Annotated in this window: 19 protein-coding genes; 4 read left to right on the top strand and 15 right to left on the bottom strand. The window is 46.0% G+C overall.

The window, feature by feature from the left end; translation table 11 throughout:
- The 8 genes from B7L70_RS04175 to B7L70_RS04140 all read right to left on the bottom strand — a co-directional run.
- Positions 1-363 (bottom strand): hypothetical protein (locus B7L70_RS04175; protein ID WP_081226638.1); only part of this gene is annotated, 363 nt, incomplete at its 3' end.
- Positions 353-721, bottom strand: a complete 369-nt coding sequence (locus B7L70_RS04170) for a hypothetical protein (protein WP_081226637.1) — start codon at positions 719-721, stop codon at positions 353-355. The genes B7L70_RS04175 and B7L70_RS04170, both read right to left, overlap by 11 nt.
- A gap of 71 nt (positions 722-792) precedes the next feature.
- Positions 793-999 (bottom strand): hypothetical protein, encoded by a 207-nt coding sequence (locus B7L70_RS04165; RefSeq protein WP_081226636.1) that lies wholly within the window; start codon positions 997-999, stop codon positions 793-795.
- A 164-nt stretch (positions 1000-1163) separates the two neighbouring features.
- Positions 1164-2351, bottom strand: coding sequence for an NADH-quinone oxidoreductase subunit NuoH (gene nuoH, locus B7L70_RS04160; protein WP_081226635.1), 1188 nt, complete (start codon positions 2349-2351; stop codon positions 1164-1166).
- A gap of 65 nt (positions 2352-2416) precedes the next feature.
- Positions 2417-3466, bottom strand: coding sequence for a flap endonuclease-1 (gene fen, locus B7L70_RS04155; protein WP_081226634.1), 1050 nt, complete (start codon positions 3464-3466; stop codon positions 2417-2419).
- A gap of 46 nt (positions 3467-3512) precedes the next feature.
- Positions 3513-3740, bottom strand: coding sequence for a hypothetical protein (locus B7L70_RS04150; RefSeq protein ID WP_081226633.1), 228 nt, complete (start codon positions 3738-3740; stop codon positions 3513-3515).
- Positions 3741-3796: 56 nt separating this feature from the next.
- Positions 3797-6010: a CDC48 family AAA ATPase gene (locus tag B7L70_RS04145; protein WP_081226632.1), complete on the bottom strand. Its 2214-nt coding sequence runs from the start codon at positions 6008-6010 to the stop codon at positions 3797-3799.
- A 91-nt stretch (positions 6011-6101) separates the two neighbouring features.
- Positions 6102-6380 (bottom strand): elongation factor 1-beta, encoded by a 279-nt coding sequence (locus tag B7L70_RS04140; RefSeq protein WP_081226631.1) that lies wholly within the window; start codon positions 6378-6380, stop codon positions 6102-6104.
- Between the two features lie 53 nt (positions 6381-6433).
- On the opposite strand from B7L70_RS04140, the gene B7L70_RS04135 reads away from it, so the two are divergent.
- A complete protein-coding gene (locus tag B7L70_RS04135) occupies positions 6434-7567 on the top strand; it encodes an MFS transporter (RefSeq protein ID WP_162009091.1) in 1134 nt (377 codons plus the stop codon).
- On the opposite strand, the gene B7L70_RS04130 is transcribed toward B7L70_RS04135, so the two are convergent.
- Positions 7552-9987, bottom strand: coding sequence for a valine--tRNA ligase (locus B7L70_RS04130; RefSeq protein ID WP_081226629.1), 2436 nt, complete (start codon positions 9985-9987; stop codon positions 7552-7554). The two genes, B7L70_RS04135 and B7L70_RS04130, sit on opposite strands and share 16 nt — an antisense overlap.
- A 167-nt stretch (positions 9988-10154) precedes the next feature.
- Here B7L70_RS04130 and B7L70_RS04125 point away from each other — a divergent pair, with 167 nt between their 5' ends.
- Positions 10155-10844: an ACT domain-containing protein gene (locus B7L70_RS04125; protein WP_162009090.1), complete on the top strand. Its 690-nt coding sequence runs from the start codon at positions 10155-10157 to the stop codon at positions 10842-10844.
- Here the strand turns inward: B7L70_RS04125 and B7L70_RS04120 are convergent.
- The 4 genes from B7L70_RS04120 to B7L70_RS04105 form a co-directional block, all read right to left on the bottom strand.
- Complete coding sequence (locus tag B7L70_RS04120) at positions 10799-11815, bottom strand: TIGR00269 family protein (RefSeq protein WP_081226627.1); 1017 nt, start codon at positions 11813-11815, stop codon at positions 10799-10801. The two genes, B7L70_RS04125 and B7L70_RS04120, sit on opposite strands and share 46 nt — an antisense overlap.
- A gap of 101 nt (positions 11816-11916) precedes the next feature.
- Positions 11917-12483, bottom strand: a complete 567-nt coding sequence (locus B7L70_RS04115) for a UbiX family flavin prenyltransferase (RefSeq protein WP_081226626.1) — start codon at positions 12481-12483, stop codon at positions 11917-11919.
- A gap of 149 nt (positions 12484-12632) precedes the next feature.
- Positions 12633-12845, bottom strand: coding sequence for a ribbon-helix-helix domain-containing protein (locus tag B7L70_RS04110; RefSeq protein ID WP_013335185.1), 213 nt, complete (start codon positions 12843-12845; stop codon positions 12633-12635).
- A gap of 107 nt (positions 12846-12952) precedes the next feature.
- A complete protein-coding gene (locus B7L70_RS04105) occupies positions 12953-14362 on the bottom strand; it encodes a V-type ATP synthase subunit B (protein ID WP_202908676.1) in 1410 nt (469 codons plus the stop codon).
- Between the two features lie 111 nt (positions 14363-14473).
- Here B7L70_RS04105 and B7L70_RS04100 point away from each other — a divergent pair, with 111 nt between their 5' ends.
- Together B7L70_RS04100 and B7L70_RS04095 are read left to right on the top strand one after the other, a co-directional pair.
- Positions 14474-15331 carry a class I SAM-dependent methyltransferase family protein gene (locus B7L70_RS04100; RefSeq protein WP_202908675.1) on the top strand — a complete coding sequence of 286 codons (858 nt, stop codon included), beginning with the start codon at positions 14474-14476 and terminating at the stop codon, positions 15329-15331.
- Positions 15332-15544: 213 nt separating this feature from the next.
- The gene (locus B7L70_RS04095; protein WP_081226624.1) at positions 15545-15913 is read left to right on the top strand and encodes a BlaI/MecI/CopY family transcriptional regulator; all 369 of its coding nucleotides are present in this window, start codon (positions 15545-15547) and stop codon (positions 15911-15913) included.
- A 24-nt stretch (positions 15914-15937) separates the two neighbouring features.
- Here the strand turns inward: B7L70_RS04095 and B7L70_RS04090 are convergent, their stop codons facing one another.
- Positions 15938-16420 carry a DUF2153 family protein gene (locus B7L70_RS04090; RefSeq protein WP_369907333.1) on the bottom strand — a complete coding sequence of 161 codons (483 nt, stop codon included), beginning with the start codon at positions 16418-16420 and terminating at the stop codon, positions 15938-15940.
- A gap of 43 nt (positions 16421-16463) precedes the next feature.
- Entirely contained in the window at positions 16464-18245 is a 1782-nt protein-coding gene (locus B7L70_RS04085; protein WP_238376093.1) for a DUF2070 family protein, read from the bottom strand.
- Positions 18246-18252 lie beyond the last annotated feature (7 nt).

Genomic DNA, 18252 nt, shown 5'->3' with positions numbered 1-18252 from the left:
CTCATTATTGCGTGTTGTTATCTTCATAAGCCTTCTTACCATGCGTATCTCCCTCCTTACTTTCCTTAATTTCTTCATTGCCTTCGTAACCTCAGCCCTGGTGTATCCCCTCAACTTTAATTCCTTGATTAACTCGAGCAATTGTCCCTCTTTATTCTTCAATTCCACATACCTAGTGATTAACTGCCTCAACTCAAGTCTCCTCAGGGTTTCGCTATTTACTTGCTGGCCTGTGTCAATTCCAGCCAACCTCCTCTCAACCTCCCTCAATCTATCCTCCTCATTCAATAATTGATTGAGTACCTTCTCATAGTCTATACCTCCCATGTACCTCCCATACCTACGTATCAATTCATCGATCATTAACCATCAACCTCTTGATTACACTTTCACCAACATACTCTTCATGGACTTCCCTAAATGCATCACGTGCTTTCTCGAAGTCATCAGCAACCAATTCTTCGGCGTCCTCTATGGTATCCTCACCTTCATACTCTACGTACCTCCTTGGGTCAACATACTTATGTAAGGATAATCCACTTAGTCTTATTATTTCCATGAGTGACTCCCTATCTATCAAACCGCTCATGTAAAGTTTAATCGCCTCCTTAACTACTCCATGGGATTTTTCCTGAAGCCTTATGGACAACTCCCTAAGCTTAATTGGCCAATTCAATGCATAATCCAATTCCTGTGATAGCACCTGTCCCTTCCTCTTCACGCTGGTTTATGATTACGGAGTTATTAATTAGGCTATTAGTTAAGTTATTACTGCAGTGCTCAGCAATAGTTTTAAAGAAGACCCCTCTCGCGAAGGAACTCCCTGAATAGATCGGTCTTAGTAAGCATTGTCCATTCCTCCCTCGGCACACTTATGTATTTCTGGAACTCAAGCCAAAACGCCATGTGCATCGTGTCGTACCTACTCTTCAACTTCACATGCTTTAACAACGAACTTGAGTTTGCATACTCCTTACCACATACTGGGCATATGACCATTGTGGATTGTTCCTGGACAACCTATTTATTAACTTAGTGCTTAACTCAATTACTAATGGTTAATGGAAGAATTGAGATTCTTATTTTATCGAGTTGGTGATGGTTTTACAAATACACTTATTGTTGATTGTGGATAATGTAAAAGTTGTTTAAATTTAAAATAATTAGAGGAGTTTAATTATTAGGGATAGTATTAGGCTTGCGACAGCCAATCCAAGTAATGACGACCAACTCATCTTCAATGCCTGGTCTGGCCTATACCTCCCGTACACGGCCCTCGTGAAGACTAAAATCATCATTACTATGTAAGTCTTTATACCAAACCATATGGCATATGATAATGCACCTAGTGGCGGTATGTATGGTCCAGCCCAACCGTTTAGGAACAATAGAACAATTAGTAGGCTCAGTACGTATAGTTTTTCGTAGCTCATGGTCATGACCAATCCATATATGACGCCGCTGTACTCGGTGTATGGACCGAGGACTATCTCCGTATCAGCCTCAGATATTTCAAATGGGAATCTCGATGTTGCCATTAAGGTCGCTATAACGAATGCCAGGAAGGCCAGTGGGTTTATTATTATACCAGGCAGGTGCGCCACTTGCCAATCAACAATCTTAAATGGGTCTGCCGTCCCGTAAATTAGCAGTATGGATATTGCAGAAAGTATTAGTACCGTCTCATAACCCGTGTACAGTAGTGCCTCCCTCACCGTGCCTATGTACGTGAACCTATCATTACTGGCCCAGCCAATCAGTATTATACCCACATTGAAGAGTGTTATTAGGGCGAGGGCTATTAACACATCATAACCCGTGTAAATGCCGTATATCCCATTAACGACACCGTTAGTCTCCATGGGGCCTATTGGTATGAAGAATATGGGCAGTGTGGATAGTATGAAAACTATCGCTGGTGCGTGAATAAAGTAGTTCCTATCCGCCTGTTGTGGAACCACGAACTCCTGGAATGTATACCTAAACAGGTCCGCGAATGGCTGTAGGAAACCGCCTATCGGTCTCGATACCTCCAGAGGCCCAATCCTCCATTGGACCTTGGCTGTTATTTTTCTTTCGAACCATATTATGTATATTAAGGCTATGATTACAGATACGAGGCCTGGTGCGAAGAGTAGGTCGAATATTGGTCTCCATAGTATTAGGTGTACTATTATGTTTATTATTGGTACCTTGTTCAGGAAGTCTATTATTGGGTTTAGGAATGGTATGTTGACCTCAGGTCTCGTTAATATATACTGAATTATTGAGTAAATTAGTTGTATGGCGGATGTGAATATGCCCGATATTAGGCTCGATGCCCAACTAACTATTGACAATATTATCCTCATGTAATTATCCCGGCATTGTTAGGATCATGAAGATTTTAAGCTTTAACCTAGGGAAGGGGTATTGATTATCCGAAGAATGAATCGAGTGTTGACTCCCTCCTCTTGCTCATGGCCTTTTTAAGCCTCTCAATCGCATTCCTAACCCTCTCCTCATTAAAGTCGTGTTCACGAACTAGGAAATCAATTATACCCCTCTCATCCGGCTGTCCAAACTCTATCTTGTAATTAGGGTTGTGGGGTGGATTTAGGAAGTAGTCGCGTATCTTGAGTGGATCTGTTGGGAATTGAACGTTTTTGAGCGGTCCCTGGAGCAGTTTCTCTAACCCACCGAATTCTTGAACGAGCTTTAACGCCTTCTGTGGTCCAATGCCGGGTACGCCGTCTGGGTTTAGATCTGTACCCAGTATTACCGCCAGATCTATCAATTGCACCCTATCCTTAAGCTTGAGTGTCTTGAGTACGTCATTCAATTCTATTATCTCAGGCTTAACCTCCACATATTCATCCCTATTAGGTAGCTTCCTACGCCCCGTTACCGTTAGGTTCCTAACAAGTCTCGGCGCACCAAAGAGTAGTGAGTCATAGTCCTGACTACCCGCAGCCCAGGCCTTGTTCTCCCTGGCGATCACCGCCGCCTGAGCCTCCCCGTCAGCCATGGCCTGCACCACAGGTATGCCCATTAGTTTTAGTAACTTCTTCGCATCCTCAACCATGTCATCAGTGAGGAAGAGGGCCCTTTGGGCGTATTTCCTAGCCTCATCCCTCCTACCCTCCTCAATCATCCTAACCCACTTATCCAGGGCCTCCTCCCTAACCCTCTTCCTCCTCGCAATCTCAATCGCCTTCTCCTCAGGTGGCTTACCATCAAACACGTAGACAGGCCAAATCCTATTCTCAAGCAGGTTTATGGTTCTATACAGAAGACCACTTAAGTGGCTTGTTATGCGTCCCTTGGAATCCATGAGTGGTGTACCGTCTGGTTGCCTTATTGATGCCAGGAATTGATAGAGCGCGTTGTAGGCATCAAGGGCTATCACCCTGTTCGATAATTGATTAAAGTCCACAACCTTTCTAATGCTGTCTGGTATCAACTTACCCAGTTCTGTAACACCCATTATTTGGTCAGGGATTACTTTCTTAACAGACCTTTATCTCTTTTCCTTACTCCTTAACAATCCTAATGTGGTAAGTAACCCCATCCTTCTTAACAACCCTCTGTACAATAATTAACCTACCCAACTCAAGCCTCATTAAAGCCTTCAAAGCCTCAGCCTCAGTAATATCTGGGTACCAAGCCCTCAGTGCTTGGATTAACTCGCTAAACCATATGTCTCCCTTCTCCCTAACTAGATTTATTATCAAAGCCTCAACAGGCACAGGCCTCTTCATTATCGTTCACAGAACAAGCCTAACGGGTTAATTGGGTTAATAAACCTTAATCCCAATTATACGTACAATGTAGGTGCCCTCTGCCTCTCACGCGTTATTGTCTGCTTCATCCTCTCATACCAAGTCTCGTAGAACTTAATCATCTCAGGCGTTATTGACGGCTTAATCTTCTTCATAGCCTCCAGGAAGTGCCTCATCGACACCTCACCAGCACCATTCGTCTCCCTCATAGCCAATAAACCAGCCTCCCTAGCCAAAATCTCTATGTCAGCGCCCGTGTAACCATCAGTCATCTTAGCCAACTCCTCAAGATCCACATCCCTGGCCAGGGGCATGTTCTTTGTGTGTATCTTCAATATCTCAAACCTAGCCTTCAAATCGGGCGGTGGTACGTAGATTATCCTATCAAACCTACCCGGCCTAAGTAGTGCTGGGTCGACTATGTCCGGTCTGTTGGTCGCTGCTATGACAACCACGTTGTCCAATCTCGACACCCCATCCATCTCAGCAAGCAACTGTGCCACAATCCTGTCCATAGCCGGTGAATCCTCCGCATAACCCCTTGCTGGTGCTATTGCGTCTATTTCGTCGAAGAATATTACGCATGGTGCTGCCATTCTGGCTTTCTTGAATATCTCCCTTATTGCCCTCTCGCTCTCTCCAAACCACTTGCTCAGTATCTCTGGACCACGAACAGCAATAAAATTCGCATTAGACTCAGTAGCAACAGCCTTAGCCAGAAGCGTCTTACCCGTACCAGGAGGACCAAACAACAAAATACCCTTAGGAGGTCTAATACCCATCTTCCTAAACCTCTCCGGGTACTTCAACGGCCACTCAATGGCCTCCCTAAGCTCCTGCTTAACCTCCTCAAGCCCACCAATGTCATTCCACCTGACCTTGGGAATCTCTATGTGTATCTCCCTAAGGGCGCTCGGCACTATCTCCCTCATAGCCTCGAGGAAATCATTCATCGAAACCTTGACCTTCTCGAGATCCTTCCTTAGGTCCTCATCCTCCTTATTAACATTCAAAATACCACTCTGTAAAGCCTTCCTCAAAGCCCTCATGGCAGCCTCCCTAGCCAATGCAGCAATGTCAGCGCCCGTGTAGCCGTATGTTATCTCGGCGAGCTTCCTCAAGTCAACATCCTTAGCCAGGGGCATGTTTCGCGTATGCACCTGGAGTATCTCGTACCTACCCTCAGTATCAGGCGGATTAATCCAGATCTCCCTGTCGAATCTGCCTGGTCTCCTTAATGCCGGATCCACAGCCTCTGGCCTATTCGTGGCGCCAATGACTATGACCTGTCCCCTCTCTTGAAGACCATCCATTAATGTGAGCAGCTGGGCCACAATTCTCTTCTCCACCTCTCCTGTGACCTCCTCCCTCTTCGGTGCTATTGCGTCTATCTCGTCGATGAATATTATCGCCGGCGCATTCTTCTTAGCCTCCTCAAAAATCTCCCTCAACTTAGCCTCAGACTCACCATAATACTTAGATACAATCTCGGGTCCGTTAATGGCTATGAAGTAGGCGTTGGTCTCCGTAGCCACGGCCTTGGCCAACAAAGTCTTACCAGTGCCCGGCGGTCCAATCAACAAAACACCCTTGGGAGGCTCAATACCAAGGTACTCAAAGATCTCTGGGTGCCTGAGTGGTAACTCAACTAACTCCCTAATCTTCTCCTTAGCCTCCTTTAAATCACCAATATCCTCCCAGGTGATCCTCGGTATGTTTATGTTCTCAACGGGCTTCTCATATATCATTAGGTTCGTGTCCTCATCAATAATCACCGGTGCATCATTGGGTTTAGTCTGAACCACCTGGAATGTTAATGGTTGACCAAGAACCTGGATCTGGACCAAGTCACCCTCCATCAGTATGTAATCCCTAAGCTTCTGCTTTGTGTATTGTACGAAGTTTTGATCAACACTTATCGTCATATTCACAGGCGCTAACTTAACCAAGCCAGCCTTCTTTGCCTCAGCCTTCTTCACCCTAACCTTCTGGTCAATCTCGACATTAGCGTTCTTCCTAATTATCGCGTTCATCCTTATTATGCCCTTACCCTCATCCTCAGGCAGGCCGTACCAAACCTTCGCCGCAGTCCTCCTTCTACCCTCAATAAGCAGTACCATGCCAGGTTCAATGCCGTAATTCCTCATTACCTCAGGGTCAACCCTAACAATGGGTCTCTGGGCATCCCTTTGTTTAGCTTCTTTAACAATCAATTCAATCCACTCATCAACATGACCACCCTCCATCATAATTCTCACCCATTAATACCCCGTGGAATTAAAAAACTTATTGCGTTAATAATCTCAATGATTAATTACGATTATTTTTAAAACAAGGCCTTTAGAAGCCGAGTCTTGTGAAGTACTCAAGCTCAATGCTCCCTATACCGTCTATACCACTTAGTATGTTCTCAACCTCATCGCTTGAGTGCTCCTCAGATTCCTCAGGCATCCTGATGTAAACCCTAAGAGCCTTTATTCCAAAACCTATATCCTCCTCCTCGACCTTATCAACCTTGTACTTAGGCTCAAGGGATTTCCTTATCGTGTTTTTCAACTCATCATAATTTACATCCGACCTACTCGGTGTAACCCTATACACAAGGTATACCTCCGCCATAGCGGGCATGGGTAAAGCCAGTATTTATTAACCCTTCTAATGCAATTAACGACGTGAATGCAAGTAGGGGTGGTGCATTTATTCTGACCGCCGCCTCCTTAGCATTCTTCTCAGTGGTTCTTGTTAGGTTTTCCATACCATCGTTACTACCGTATCTCGTGGGTAGGAATGGTATAAGCACGGCCCTGGGTGGCCTAGTAATATCAATGCTATGGGTTGGCTACACAATCTTCCAGGTGATCGGTGGATTTTTGGTGGATAGGTATGGTTACGGTATAGTCATTTACATACTAATAATGATTGCATTACTCAATACCCTATACCCCTTCATAGTTAATAATTACGGCGCATTACTGGCTGTGCAGTTCGTGATGGGTTCGTTAATGGCCATAACCTACGTCTCCCTAATAAGTATGGTGTTAATGAACTATGGCAGAAGCGGACTGGGCGCCGGTATTTACCAGAGCATGTTCTTCCTCGCTTCATCACTCTCAATAATGCTCTCGCCATACCTATTCTCAGTAAATCACCCCATACCCTTCATACTATTCGCAGCAATAGTCCTGGCATCCACGGTACCGTTGATTAAAGTACCGAGGCATGGTAAGGTCAACGGTAAGATAACCATAGGCCCTGAAAACATTGGAATCCTGGGTATGGGGTTTATCAGATTCTCCTCAGGCTTTTCCTACCTGGGCTTCCTTGGTTGGTCGACTTATTTCGTGGTTCATGTACTTAATGTGCCGCCATCATATAGCGGGTTCTTCGCCTTCCTAGCTTCGATAATGGGTTCCGCAGGCGCCATTATTGGTGGGTATCTTGGTGATAGACTTGGTTATGTGATAACGAGCATATCATCATCACTGCTCCTAGCCATACTTATTTGCCTAATACCTAAGGTATCAATAATTTACCTCCTGGTACTAGCCATGCTCTCGCTTGGTTTTCTCTACGGCTTCTACGCAGCCCCTTCAATAGCCATTTCCAGGTTTACCAAGAGTGTTGGTGCAACAAGCGGCTTCCTAAACTTCATGAGCCAACTTGGCGGCTCCATATCACCATACGTAATCGGCTTCCTGCTTCAATACTACGATTTTGGCGCGGTACTCCTAATTGTTGGTTTAATATCCATAGCATCGGTGATTACCGGGTCCATATTAATTGCCCTGGGTCATTTGACCAGGTAAATACCTAGTTTCTCATCTAGGGTTTCGTAGTTGCTACCCTCAGGCTTACCAAAACGCAACTCCCTAATCTTATGCATAGCCCTTAACTCAGCCTCAAGCGGTTTAAGTATCTCTGGCGCGTACACGATACCCTCAATCGCCTCATTCAGACTTAACCCAGCCCTATTCTTATATGTCCATATTGCGCTGTTAAATTCCATGAATGGCTCGAGCAACCTGAGGTACTCGGCGTTGTCAAACCTCGGGTCTGGGTCCTCAATTAACTGTCTATGAATCGACTCACCATACAGACTCCTCCATATTTCATCGGTCACGAAAGGCATTATGGGAGCCAATAACTTAAGCATGGTTTTCAAGACCTTATACAGCGTGAACCAGGCACCCCTCTGCTGCCCCTCACTGAACGACCCCTCCCTATTGTATGCCCTGGACTTAACGGCCTCGAGATAGTGATCAGCGAACACGTGCCACATGAAGTCGTAGATTAGGTTTATGGGTACATAAACGTCGAATTCGTTGTATGCCTCGATTGCCTTCCTAGCAACATCATTCATTTTAGCTAGTATCATTAGGTCTAGGGCTGTTAACTCGTAGTCGTCATTAACCTCTGGGAATGAGGATATAAACCTGGCAATATTCCAGAGCTTCACGGCGAAATCATGCCCGGTCCTTATCAACTGCTCACTATACCTATAATCGCTACCCAATTTAGCCGAGGCGGCTGCCCAGAATCTAGCGGCGTCGGCGCCGTACTTCTCTATGGGCAGCATGGGATCTATTATGTTACCCTTCGACTTATGCATCGCCTCGCCCTTCTCATCAAGCCCCATACCACTAATCCTAACGTACTTAAACGGCGGTTTCCCATAGAGTAGGTATGCCCTAACAACCGAGTAATAGAGCCACGTCCTGATTATGTCGTAACCCTGAGGCCTAAGTATGCTGTGTGGGTAAGCCACTTCAAAGACCCTAATTTCTGGCTTTGTATAGCCTGTTGCATAAATCCAGGATATTGATGAGTCAAACCAAGTATCTAAGACCCTATCCTCACCAACCAACTTACCGCTTGGGCACTGCTCCTTAACCTCAGGTGGTGGCTCATCCCTCCAGGGCCTGTAGTACTTACCTGGGTTCGGAATTATGGGCTTTGCATTACCCTCATCATCAATGCAGTACCATATCGGTATCTCGGTCCCGTAGTATCTACGCCTCGAGATAGGCCAATCAAACTCTAGGGACTTTATCCAATCAATAAGGGTTTGGGCGTACTCAGGCGGCTTAATCACCATCTCATTCCTAACCATCTTCACCAAGTCATCCTTAAAGGGCAATTGCTTCAGGAAATACTCCTTGGTAATTATTATCTCTATAGGCGTCTTACACCTCCAACAAATGGGCACGGTGTGCCTAAGCGGCTCCCTCTTAACGATCAAGCCCATCTCCTGCAAATCCCTAATTATGGTCTCCCTAGCCTCCCTAACACTCAACCCCCTGTACTTACCTGCACCCTCATTTAGCGTACCATCCGGGTTAATTATTATCTTCATGGGCAGCCTCAACTCATTAACGACCATTAAATCCCTAGTGTCGCCGAAGGTACTAATCATCTCAAGCCCAGTACCGAAGTCGGGCTTGACCGACGGATGCGTAAGTATTGGAACCTCCTGATTGAGCGGTGGCACTATCGCGTGGAGACCCTCTAACCTCCTGTACCTATCATCGCCTGGATTGAAGGCCACAGCCACAGTAGCCGGCAGAAGCTCCGGCCTTGTGGTGGCTATTATTATGTCCTCCCCGGTCTCCTTAACCCTGAACTTTATGTAGTTTAGGTACGAGTCCTCATCCTTATACTCAACCTCAGCCTCAGCCAACGCTGTCCTGCACCTCGGGCACCAAAGTGTTGGTCTACTAGTCTCGTAAATCAAACCCCTCCTCCACAACTCAATGAATGTTTCCTGGGTAACCCTCCTATACTCCTCACTATCCGTCCCATTCCTCCAGTAAATGAATGAACCACCCCAACGCCTGTATATAGACACGAACTCACCCTCATACTCATCAAGGAACTTCCTACACAGTTCAAGGAATTTTTCCCTGGGTATCTCGTACATGTTTATCCCATAGGTCCTCTCAACCTGAACCTCCACAGGCAAGCCATTCCTGTCGGCGTAGAATGGAAACACGACGTTGTAACCTCTCATCCTGAAGTACCTAGCCACCATATCGATTTGGGCATAGTGAGCAATACCGCCAATGTGCGGTCTGCCAGACGGGTATGGAGGTGGCGTATCAATGACGAGTATTGGTTTGTTTCTATCGATTTTTACCTCGAATAACCCCTCCTCCTCCCACTTCCTCAGCAACTCAACCTCCTTTGATACGTCCCAACGCTTATCCTGTAACCTCGGCCTAAACTCCATACCAATAAAGGTCCCAAAACGCTAATTACAAAATACCCTTTAAAAATTAACCGCCATACTTCATGTAATATCTACCCACCCTTCCTCGTGCTATTTAACCCAATAAAATAAGCTCGTAACCTACGTAGCAAATAAGTTTTTAAGACATAGGTCCTGGGGGTTGGCTTGTGGAAACATTGTACAGAGACCTGGCGCTATCGTTTGAGGGTAGGGATAAGGTACTTGGGGAATTCCTAGTGAAGTTCACGGCAGACAGGCCCGGCATACTTGCGGCGTTGTCTAACGTGTTCGCAGACCACGGAATAAACATGCTAAACATATCCGTAAACAGAACCCAACTCCTCCTACACTTCATAGTCGACTTAACAAATAGTGACTCATCACTTAATGACCTCGAGAGGGAGCTCAGGAAGTTCTCCTTCGTGGAGTGGGTTAGGTATAGGGTTGTTGAGAGGGAGGCATTTATGGTACCTTCGATGATAATGCCAACGTTCAGGGACCACCAAGTCCTCATCCTGGAGCTGGAGAGAATAAAGGATCTACTGGCAAATACCGATTTTAGGAGGGTAATAAGGGATTTAGGAAGCGCTGACTCATCAGCACTACGCAACAGCAACCTAAGCGAGCTAGTCAGGATGGGGCAATTCAGGGGCCTAGGCAGGATAACATTGGTTGAGAGAGACGGCGTAATCACCATAAGGTCCTGTAGCGAATTAAATGATAAACACGTAATTGAAGAGCTAATGATCGAGTACTACACAGGCTTCCTAACACAAGCCCTGAAGGCTAGCGTTGAGGTCGTCAACAAGAGCTACAATGGTGACTGCGTTTCCGTAAGCTTCAAAGTCCTTAAATGAGCCAAGTACCTCTCAAGCAAGCCAGCCCTACTCATTAACTCACAAACCCTACAAACGTCCTTAGACGTAGGCTCACCACAGTACCTACATCTATTGAGCGGCACATTAACCGCCCTCTCACTCATTAATTTAGCGAGTGAATCGCCAAACGAGACCAGGGAATGCTTAATGTTGGGATTATCCCTCTCCCACCTAGCCAACGTAAACTTCAACTCATACCTAGGATTACTATACACAAACGGGCACTCCAACTCCATGAGCGGTATGCCATGGTAATACGCATAAATCGCTATCTCCTCCTCCCTAACAAAACGCAACGGCTTAATCCTAGGTATAAAACCCTCCCTATCAACCTCAGGGGTCGGACCAAACCAAGCAAACCTATCCAAGTCATTACTAAGCACGTTCAGGAGCACGGTCTGAGCCTCATCATCCAGGTTATGACCAGTGGCTATCTTGGTCAACCCAAGTTGGCGGCCGATCATGTTCATGGCCCTACGCCTCAACACGCCATCTATCGTGCACATATGCACATTAATACCTCTGGACCATAAGCCGTGAGCTATATCCGAAGCCGTAACCCCAAACAACTCCCTAAAGGTATAGACCCTATACGGTATACCAAACTCCTCACCAAGCTTCTGCACATAATCAGCCCTTGACATCCTATAGAAGCAGCTGTACGGCTGTCCCTCATTAATACTGAACGCAATCAACTCAACATTCCTCGGTATCTTACCCTGCCTCCTAAACTTACCGAGAAGGTACATCAACGTTAGGCTATCCTTACCGCCACTAATCGCTATACCAACCCTATCACCATCAACAATAAGCCTATACCTTCTAATGGTCCAAAGCACGGTATCCTCAATAGACCCAAATAGGCAATTAAGACACAGCCTCTCGCCACTAGACGCCCTATAGTAATTCGCAAGCCTCTTACCGCACCTCGTACAAACAGGCAAACCCATGAACCAACAAGCAACTCACCAAACTCCCTTTAAAACCACATCGCCCTAACCCAAGGCAGTAGAATCGCATTATTGGGATCTTGAAAAGGGCACCCCTCACGTCATGCCTGCCCCCACCTCCTGTACAGATCATTTTCAATACCCAACAAATCCAACACCCTACCAACGATGAAATTCACCAAATCATCAACACTCCTAGGCCTATGGTAAAAAGCCGGCGCGGCAGGCATGACAATGGCACCAGCCAACGTAGCCAACTCCATATTCTTAATATGCACCAAATTAAGCGGCGTCTCCCTAATTACTAGGATTAACCTCCTCCTCTCCTTCAAAGCCACATCAGCAGCCCTCGTGATCAGGTTATCCGCAATACCATGGGCTATGGAGGCTAGGGTCTTCATGGAGCAGGGTATTATCACCATACCATCATGCTTAAACGAGCCACTCGCAATCGGAGCATCCAACTCGTCCTCGCCATAAACCCTATCCGCAAGCCTAACCACGTAGTCCCTATCAAGACCTAACTCATGCCTCAACACCTTAACCGCGGCATTACTAATTATTAGGTGAACCTCAGCATCACTGGCGTACCGCTTAATAACCTCTAGAAAACGCACACCATACACCACACCACTAGCTCCAGTTATACCCGCAATAATTTTCCTCACGTAATTAATTGAGATTAACCCTTAAATAATATTGCCTATGTGTTGCGTATATAATATATGCGCTTATATAGAATTATTTTAAAAGAAGTAATTGATAATTCAATCCTGATATTTTTATCGTGGCAAGTCACCACCTTCCTTTTCAAACCTCACCTTCCCGGTAATAATATTAAATCCTCCACATTCTGGGTCTTGCTCCTCGAATTCTCCCTATAGAGCAGGTCCCTTATAGCGATACGTATCGCCTCACTCCTGCTTGGGAATATGCCCTGCTTCACGAATTCATCAAGCTCCTCCAACATCTGTTTCGGTATGTGCACACTTATCAGCACCATCTTTTCCTTCGCCTTGGTCTTAGGCATAGGTGATCAGTTATTGTACAGAATTTATTAAGATTGCCTCCCGTGAACTCTGTAAATATTAACGAACGAGACCCTTAACACTATTTACAAAATACTAATTGTAGATTTTACGCACCAACGTCCTTTATGGATTCGAAGATCGAGCGTCTATAGTACCTCTTGGATATGTCTGGTGGTACGTTCGTGAGTTCGTCCTCAGGTAATATACTAATAACATCCCAAGCAATATCAAGTGTCTGCTCAAAGGTCCTTCTCTCGTAGTAACCTTGGGCGATGAATTTACGTTCGAATTGGTCTGCGAACCTTAGGTACCTCCTCTCACGCCAACTCAGGTTCGTCTCGCCGACGAGTAGTGCCAGGTTTCTGACGTCTAGCGCCCTTGAGTAGGCTGCGATTAGTTGGTTAGCTACGTACTTGTGGTCGTCCCTTGTCTTGCCCTCACCTACGGCGTCTTTCATCAACCTTGATAGGCTCATTATTACGTCAAACGGTGGGTATATGCCCTTGCCCCACAGTGTCCTGCTTAGGACTAGCTGGCCCTCGGTTATGTAACCAGTCAGGTCTGGTATTGGGTGTGTGATATCGTCGTGCGGCATTGTAAGTATTGGGAATTGCGTTATGCTGCCCCTCTTACCCTTCGCCCTACCAGTCCTTTCGTATATCGTCGCGAAATCCGTGTACATATAACCTGGATAACCACGCCTACCTGGTAGCTCGCCTTTTGATGATGATAGTTCCCTGAGGGCTTCGGCGTAGTTCGTCATATCCGTTAGGATTACTAATACGTGGTAATCCCTATACCAGGCTAGGTATTCGGCTATTGTTAGGGCTGTCCTTGGTGTTAGGATTCTCTCTGCGATTGGGTCACTTGCTAGGTTGAGGACCATGACCAACCTCCTTAATGCACCAGTCCTCCTGAACTCATTGAGGAAGAATAGCGCCTCCTCGGATTTCAAACCCATCGCCGCAAAGATTATTGCGAATTCCTCCTCGTGACCTCTAACGGTTGCTTGCCTAGCCACCTGGGCGGCTAGCATGTTGTGTGGGAGTCCCGTCCCGCTGAATATTGGTAGCTTCTGTCCCCTAACCATTGTGTTGAGACCGTCGATCACGCTGACGCCTGTCTCGATAGGCTCCTCCGGGTACTCCCTGGCGTATGGGTTGAGTGGTTCACCGTTTATGTCCAGGTACTCCTCAGCCGGTGGTAAAGGCATGGCATCCCTAGGCTGCCCCTTACCGTCGAGTACCCTGCCCAATAAATCCTCACTAACTGGTATCCTGAGCGTCCTTCCGTAGAACTTCACGGTACTACCCTTGGCAGGTAAGCCTAGTGTACCCGTTAATACTTGAGCCACGGCATAATCACTGCCTACCTCAACCACCTGAACCATCCTTGGCATTCCGTCGGGTCCGACGACCTCGCCAATCTCGTTATAAGCAACCCCCTTTGTTCTCTCGATGACTATTAATGGTCCTTTAACCTCCCTAACCGTACTATACGATACAATGCCAGGCATCGATTCTATTAATTTGCTCATTGGAGGAAGGCGTTTTACAAGTGCTTATTAATTTTTATTCCATGTGGTTAACGACGAAGACTGGCTTTAAAACCCAACAGGTCCTTGATTATGGGTATTGTGCCAACGCTGAAGGATTTCGTTAAGGCGCTCGTGCCTAAGGAGCTCTGGGATAAAATACCCAGGAGCTTTGACGTAGTTGGCTCCAGGTCCGGCGCGGTGGCCATCGTCGAGATACCGCCGGAGCTTGAGGATTATAAGGTGGTAATTGGTGAGGCTATAATGAAGTTGAATAGGCATGTTAGGGCTGTGCTTAGGAGGGTTGGTGCTAGAGAGGGCGAGTTTAGGCTCTATAAATACGAGGTGCTTATTCCTGGGCCCACTGAGGTTGTTCATAAGGAGGATGGCTACCTGATCCGTGTTGACCCAACGAAGGCTTACTTCTCGCCTAGGGATCAGGGTGATAGGGAGGATATCGCGAGGCAGGTAATGCCTGGCGAGGTTATTCTATACCCATTCGCGGGTGTTGGGCCCTACGCAGTGGCGATCCTGAAGAGGCAGCCATTGGCTAGGTTGGTGATAGCCATTGAGCTTAATGAGTACGCCTACAATTACATGCTCAGTAATATTAAGTTGAATAAGCTTGAGGGTAAGGTATTGCCACTCCTTGGAGATGCGGCTAACTTAATGGGACTTTTTCACAATGTGGATAGGGTTTTGCTGACTCTGCCATTGGGTGCGCACAAATTCCTTAAGCAATCCCTAACGTGCGTTAAGGACGGCGGTTTTGTTCATTTCTACCACCTAGGTACTGAGGAGGATCCATTCGGTGAGGCAGGGGATCTCGTTGAGAAGTACTGCCATGAATTAGGACTTAACTGCCTTGTTATTAATAGGAGGATAGTTAGGGATTATGCACCACACATCTTTAAAGTTCGCTTAGATATCAGGGTTACTAATTCTGTATAACCCTTATTGCCTCAGGTTGATAAATCCCACAAACAACTACGCAGCCCATGAAGGTCTTTATTCAATAATGCCCGTAATTAAAGGTTCATTATTAGTGTAGAAGATTTAATAGGACAATAAGTTCTGCAAGGTGTTAGTAATTGTTTCTTTGATTTTTCAAGGTTCATGTGACTGAGTGTTAGGTTTATAAAATTACGCGTGTAGTTCCATGTAATGGAGCAAAGTGAGCGTAGGAAGAGGCTTTTGTTGATGATTGGACCGCTCGAGGCTGAGGTAATTGGTATTCTCAATGAGCTTGGGGAGGCTACGGCGATGGCTATTTGGGAGGAGTTGACGAGGAGGGGTAGGAAGACCGCCTACACAACCGTGCTTACCGTGCTCAGTAGGTTGTACACAAGGGGGTTCATTAACAAGCGTGAGAAGGTGATTAACAACATTAGGCAGTATGTCTATGAGTTGGCGATTCCTTATGATGTTAAGAGTGAGATTATTAGGGAGCATGTGGATTTGATAGTTAAAATGTTCGGTAAGGATGCCATAAAGATAATAAGGGATTACCTAAATGAGATTGGTGCAAAATAAGAGCGGTAATTTATTTTTAGTGAATTACATAAACCTAGGTACCTCGCCCTGCTCGCCCTGCTGCCCTCTCTGCTGCACAACCCCTCTCTGCTCTATGTATAGCTTCAGTATGTCCGGTATCTCATTCTCACTCTCCATCTTCTTCAGTATGTCGACGTACTTGCTCGTGTGGTCTATGTCTAACTTAACGAATTCTATCGCTATGTCCCTAAGCCTCTCCTCAAGCTCCTTCAGCATGTCCTCCGGCATTATCGATGTTATCATTGGGTTGTTGAGCCAGGACTCGAAGTCCTTTAATGTCCTCTCTATGTAGTATAGCATGGCTTGGGCAGATAGTAGTAGCGAGAGCCTATCCTGGCTTGTTATGTAACCACCGTATTTCTGAAGCTCATCCATGAACTTTCTCTGGTCCTTGACCCAATTCTCCAGCCTAGTTATTAGACCAACTATGTGAGCCCTTATGGCCTGTCTTTTCAGATCCTCGGATCCCATACCCTTCCCTAACAAGTACTTCGTTGATCTCTCTATTAAACCTTTTGTACTTATTAAGTTAGAGAATCCCAAAGATTATGCCTAGGACGATCATTGTTAGGATGGGTAGGACTATTAATGTTGCGAAATGCTTCTTCCAATCAGCAACACCCAATTCTGCAGCCCTAACCATCTCGTTGAAGGAATCACCGATAACGCGGATATCATTAATTATTACTGGGTAATAATGAATACTAACGTCACTTAAACCGTTGATGCACTGCTTGACACTTCTCCTTATGTGCCTCATTATTAAGTCGTGGCTTATTAAATCACCAACAACCCTGTAGCCCCTACTCCTCGTGAACCTGGCGATGCCCGTGTATTGGTGATTATCCGTCGTTAGCACCTCAACGATGTCGAAGTCCTTACGAAACTCGCCAATTATGGCGTCAGCCAGTTCCCTCTTAAGGTTATTGCCGTCGAATATCACCAGCAGTACCCTCTTACCGTTGATTTCGAGGCACCACGTTATTAGCCCATTATCGCCAATCTCGAATTGTATGGGCCCAAATACGTACTTGGGAATGTGGATTATGCATGACTTAATATTGAGTCTTTGCTCCTCTAATTCGCCAATTTTACTTAGTATCGAGGATAGCTCGCGTAAATCATTCTCATCCCACGTATTATCGTCTGAGTAATAGTTCTGTGCATCAATGATTATTACATCATCCCAATCGAGTTTAACCCTCCTCCTTAACTCCTCGTATACGTTCAGCGGTATATCATCGCTCGATTTAATAAGCCTACTGACAATCACGAGCGACTTACTGCATAGGGGGACGTGTGTAACCCTGTAGCCCCTACCCTCTATCTGGATTGGTGGCTTCCCAACGCACACGTGATCATCATCACTATTATTACCTAGGAAATCCCTGACCTTTGATGCCACGGCTTTAACCACCTTACGTACGTCAACCCTAGTTGCTGGGTCCAACTCGTGACTGCCGATGCCGTGGAGGTAAACCACCGACTTCACATAACGACCTAACTCACTAACCAAGTCGCTGATTAGGTAGCCACCGCCAACCTTGGCTATGGGTCCCGCATGTAGTTCTGGTATTGTGACGGCACTTGTGGAATTACCATCGCGTAGCATGAATAGGTGCACCTTTACATCCCTTGTGGTTGCCTTACGGCTTAATTCGCGTTCAAAGGGTTCTGGGTACTCGAAGAGTGCGGCATATAGGTATGAGCTGAATAGTTTCAGTATGTCTATGCCTCCGTACGAGCTCTCGAACTTGAAGATCACGTAGTAGATGAATAGGAAGGAGAATAGGTAGAACACGGAGTCGAGGGCTAGGTATTTGATGATGCTTACGGTGCCTACTAGTACGTAGGAAACATACTGAATTATTAGGACTCCAGGTAATGTGTATATGGGGTAAACTATGTACTTCCTCAGTGTTTTGCCATTATGCTCAAGTCCTCTAAGTGCCATCATCATCGCACTCAATGGTAGTACTGAGGATAATGCACCAAACCCAACTATGAATTTATGCACGGCCAGGGTTATCAATAGGTCTATGAACACCACGAGAGTCGTGTTGAATAACGACGTTGATACACCAAAGCCTCTGTAGGGGTATGTGGATATCACCGCCCTCAGTGATATGAGGACTGTTAGGAAGACGAGACCGTAAACTACGAGAGATTTTACATAGGTTAATACCGTCTCACGCGTATAAAGGGTCATTAGGTAGGGGATGATTATTATCATGGCTAGCAATAAATACTTAGTTGGGCCCCCTCCCCTAAATACCATTGTATAGCCGTGCTCGAATGATCTACTCCTCACTCAGCAA

This window comes from Vulcanisaeta sp. EB80, from assembly GCF_002078205.2.
Note: the sequence above shows the minus strand (reverse complement) of the source record. Positions and strands in the feature narration are given on the sequence as shown.

Bases quoted from the DNA above. Each gene is read 5' to 3' on its own strand.
- B7L70_RS04140 (WP_081226631.1), bottom strand. From the start codon at position 6,380: ATGGCGGAGGTATACCTTGTGTATAGGGTTACACCGAGTAGGTCGGAT.
- B7L70_RS04095 (WP_081226624.1), top strand. From the start codon at position 15,545: ATGGAGCAAAGTGAGCGTAGGAAGAGGCTTTTGTTGATGATTGGACCG.
- B7L70_RS04145 (WP_081226632.1), bottom strand. From the start codon at position 6,010: ATGATGGAGGGTGGTCATGTTGATGAGTGGATTGAATTGATTGTTAAA.
- fen (WP_081226634.1), bottom strand. From the start codon at position 3,466: ATGGGTGTTACAGAACTGGGTAAGTTGATACCAGACAGCATTAGAAAG.
- B7L70_RS04100 (WP_202908675.1), top strand. From the start codon at position 14,474: ATGGGTATTGTGCCAACGCTGAAGGATTTCGTTAAGGCGCTCGTGCCT.
- B7L70_RS04165 (WP_081226636.1), bottom strand. From the start codon at position 999: ATGGTCATATGCCCAGTATGTGGTAAGGAGTATGCAAACTCAAGTTCG.
- B7L70_RS04130 (WP_081226629.1), bottom strand. From the start codon at position 9,987: ATGGAGTTTAGGCCGAGGTTACAGGATAAGCGTTGGGACGTATCAAAG.
- B7L70_RS04105 (WP_202908676.1), bottom strand. From the start codon at position 14,362: ATGCCTGGCATTGTATCGTATAGTACGGTTAGGGAGGTTAAAGGACCA.
- B7L70_RS04110 (WP_013335185.1), bottom strand. From the start codon at position 12,845: ATGCCTAAGACCAAGGCGAAGGAAAAGATGGTGCTGATAAGTGTGCAC.
- B7L70_RS04120 (WP_081226627.1), bottom strand. From the start codon at position 11,815: ATGGGTTTGCCTGTTTGTACGAGGTGCGGTAAGAGGCTTGCGAATTAC.
- nuoH (WP_081226635.1), bottom strand. From the start codon at position 2,351: ATGAGGATAATATTGTCAATAGTTAGTTGGGCATCGAGCCTAATATCG.
- B7L70_RS04150 (WP_081226633.1), bottom strand. From the start codon at position 3,740: ATGAAGAGGCCTGTGCCTGTTGAGGCTTTGATAATAAATCTAGTTAGG.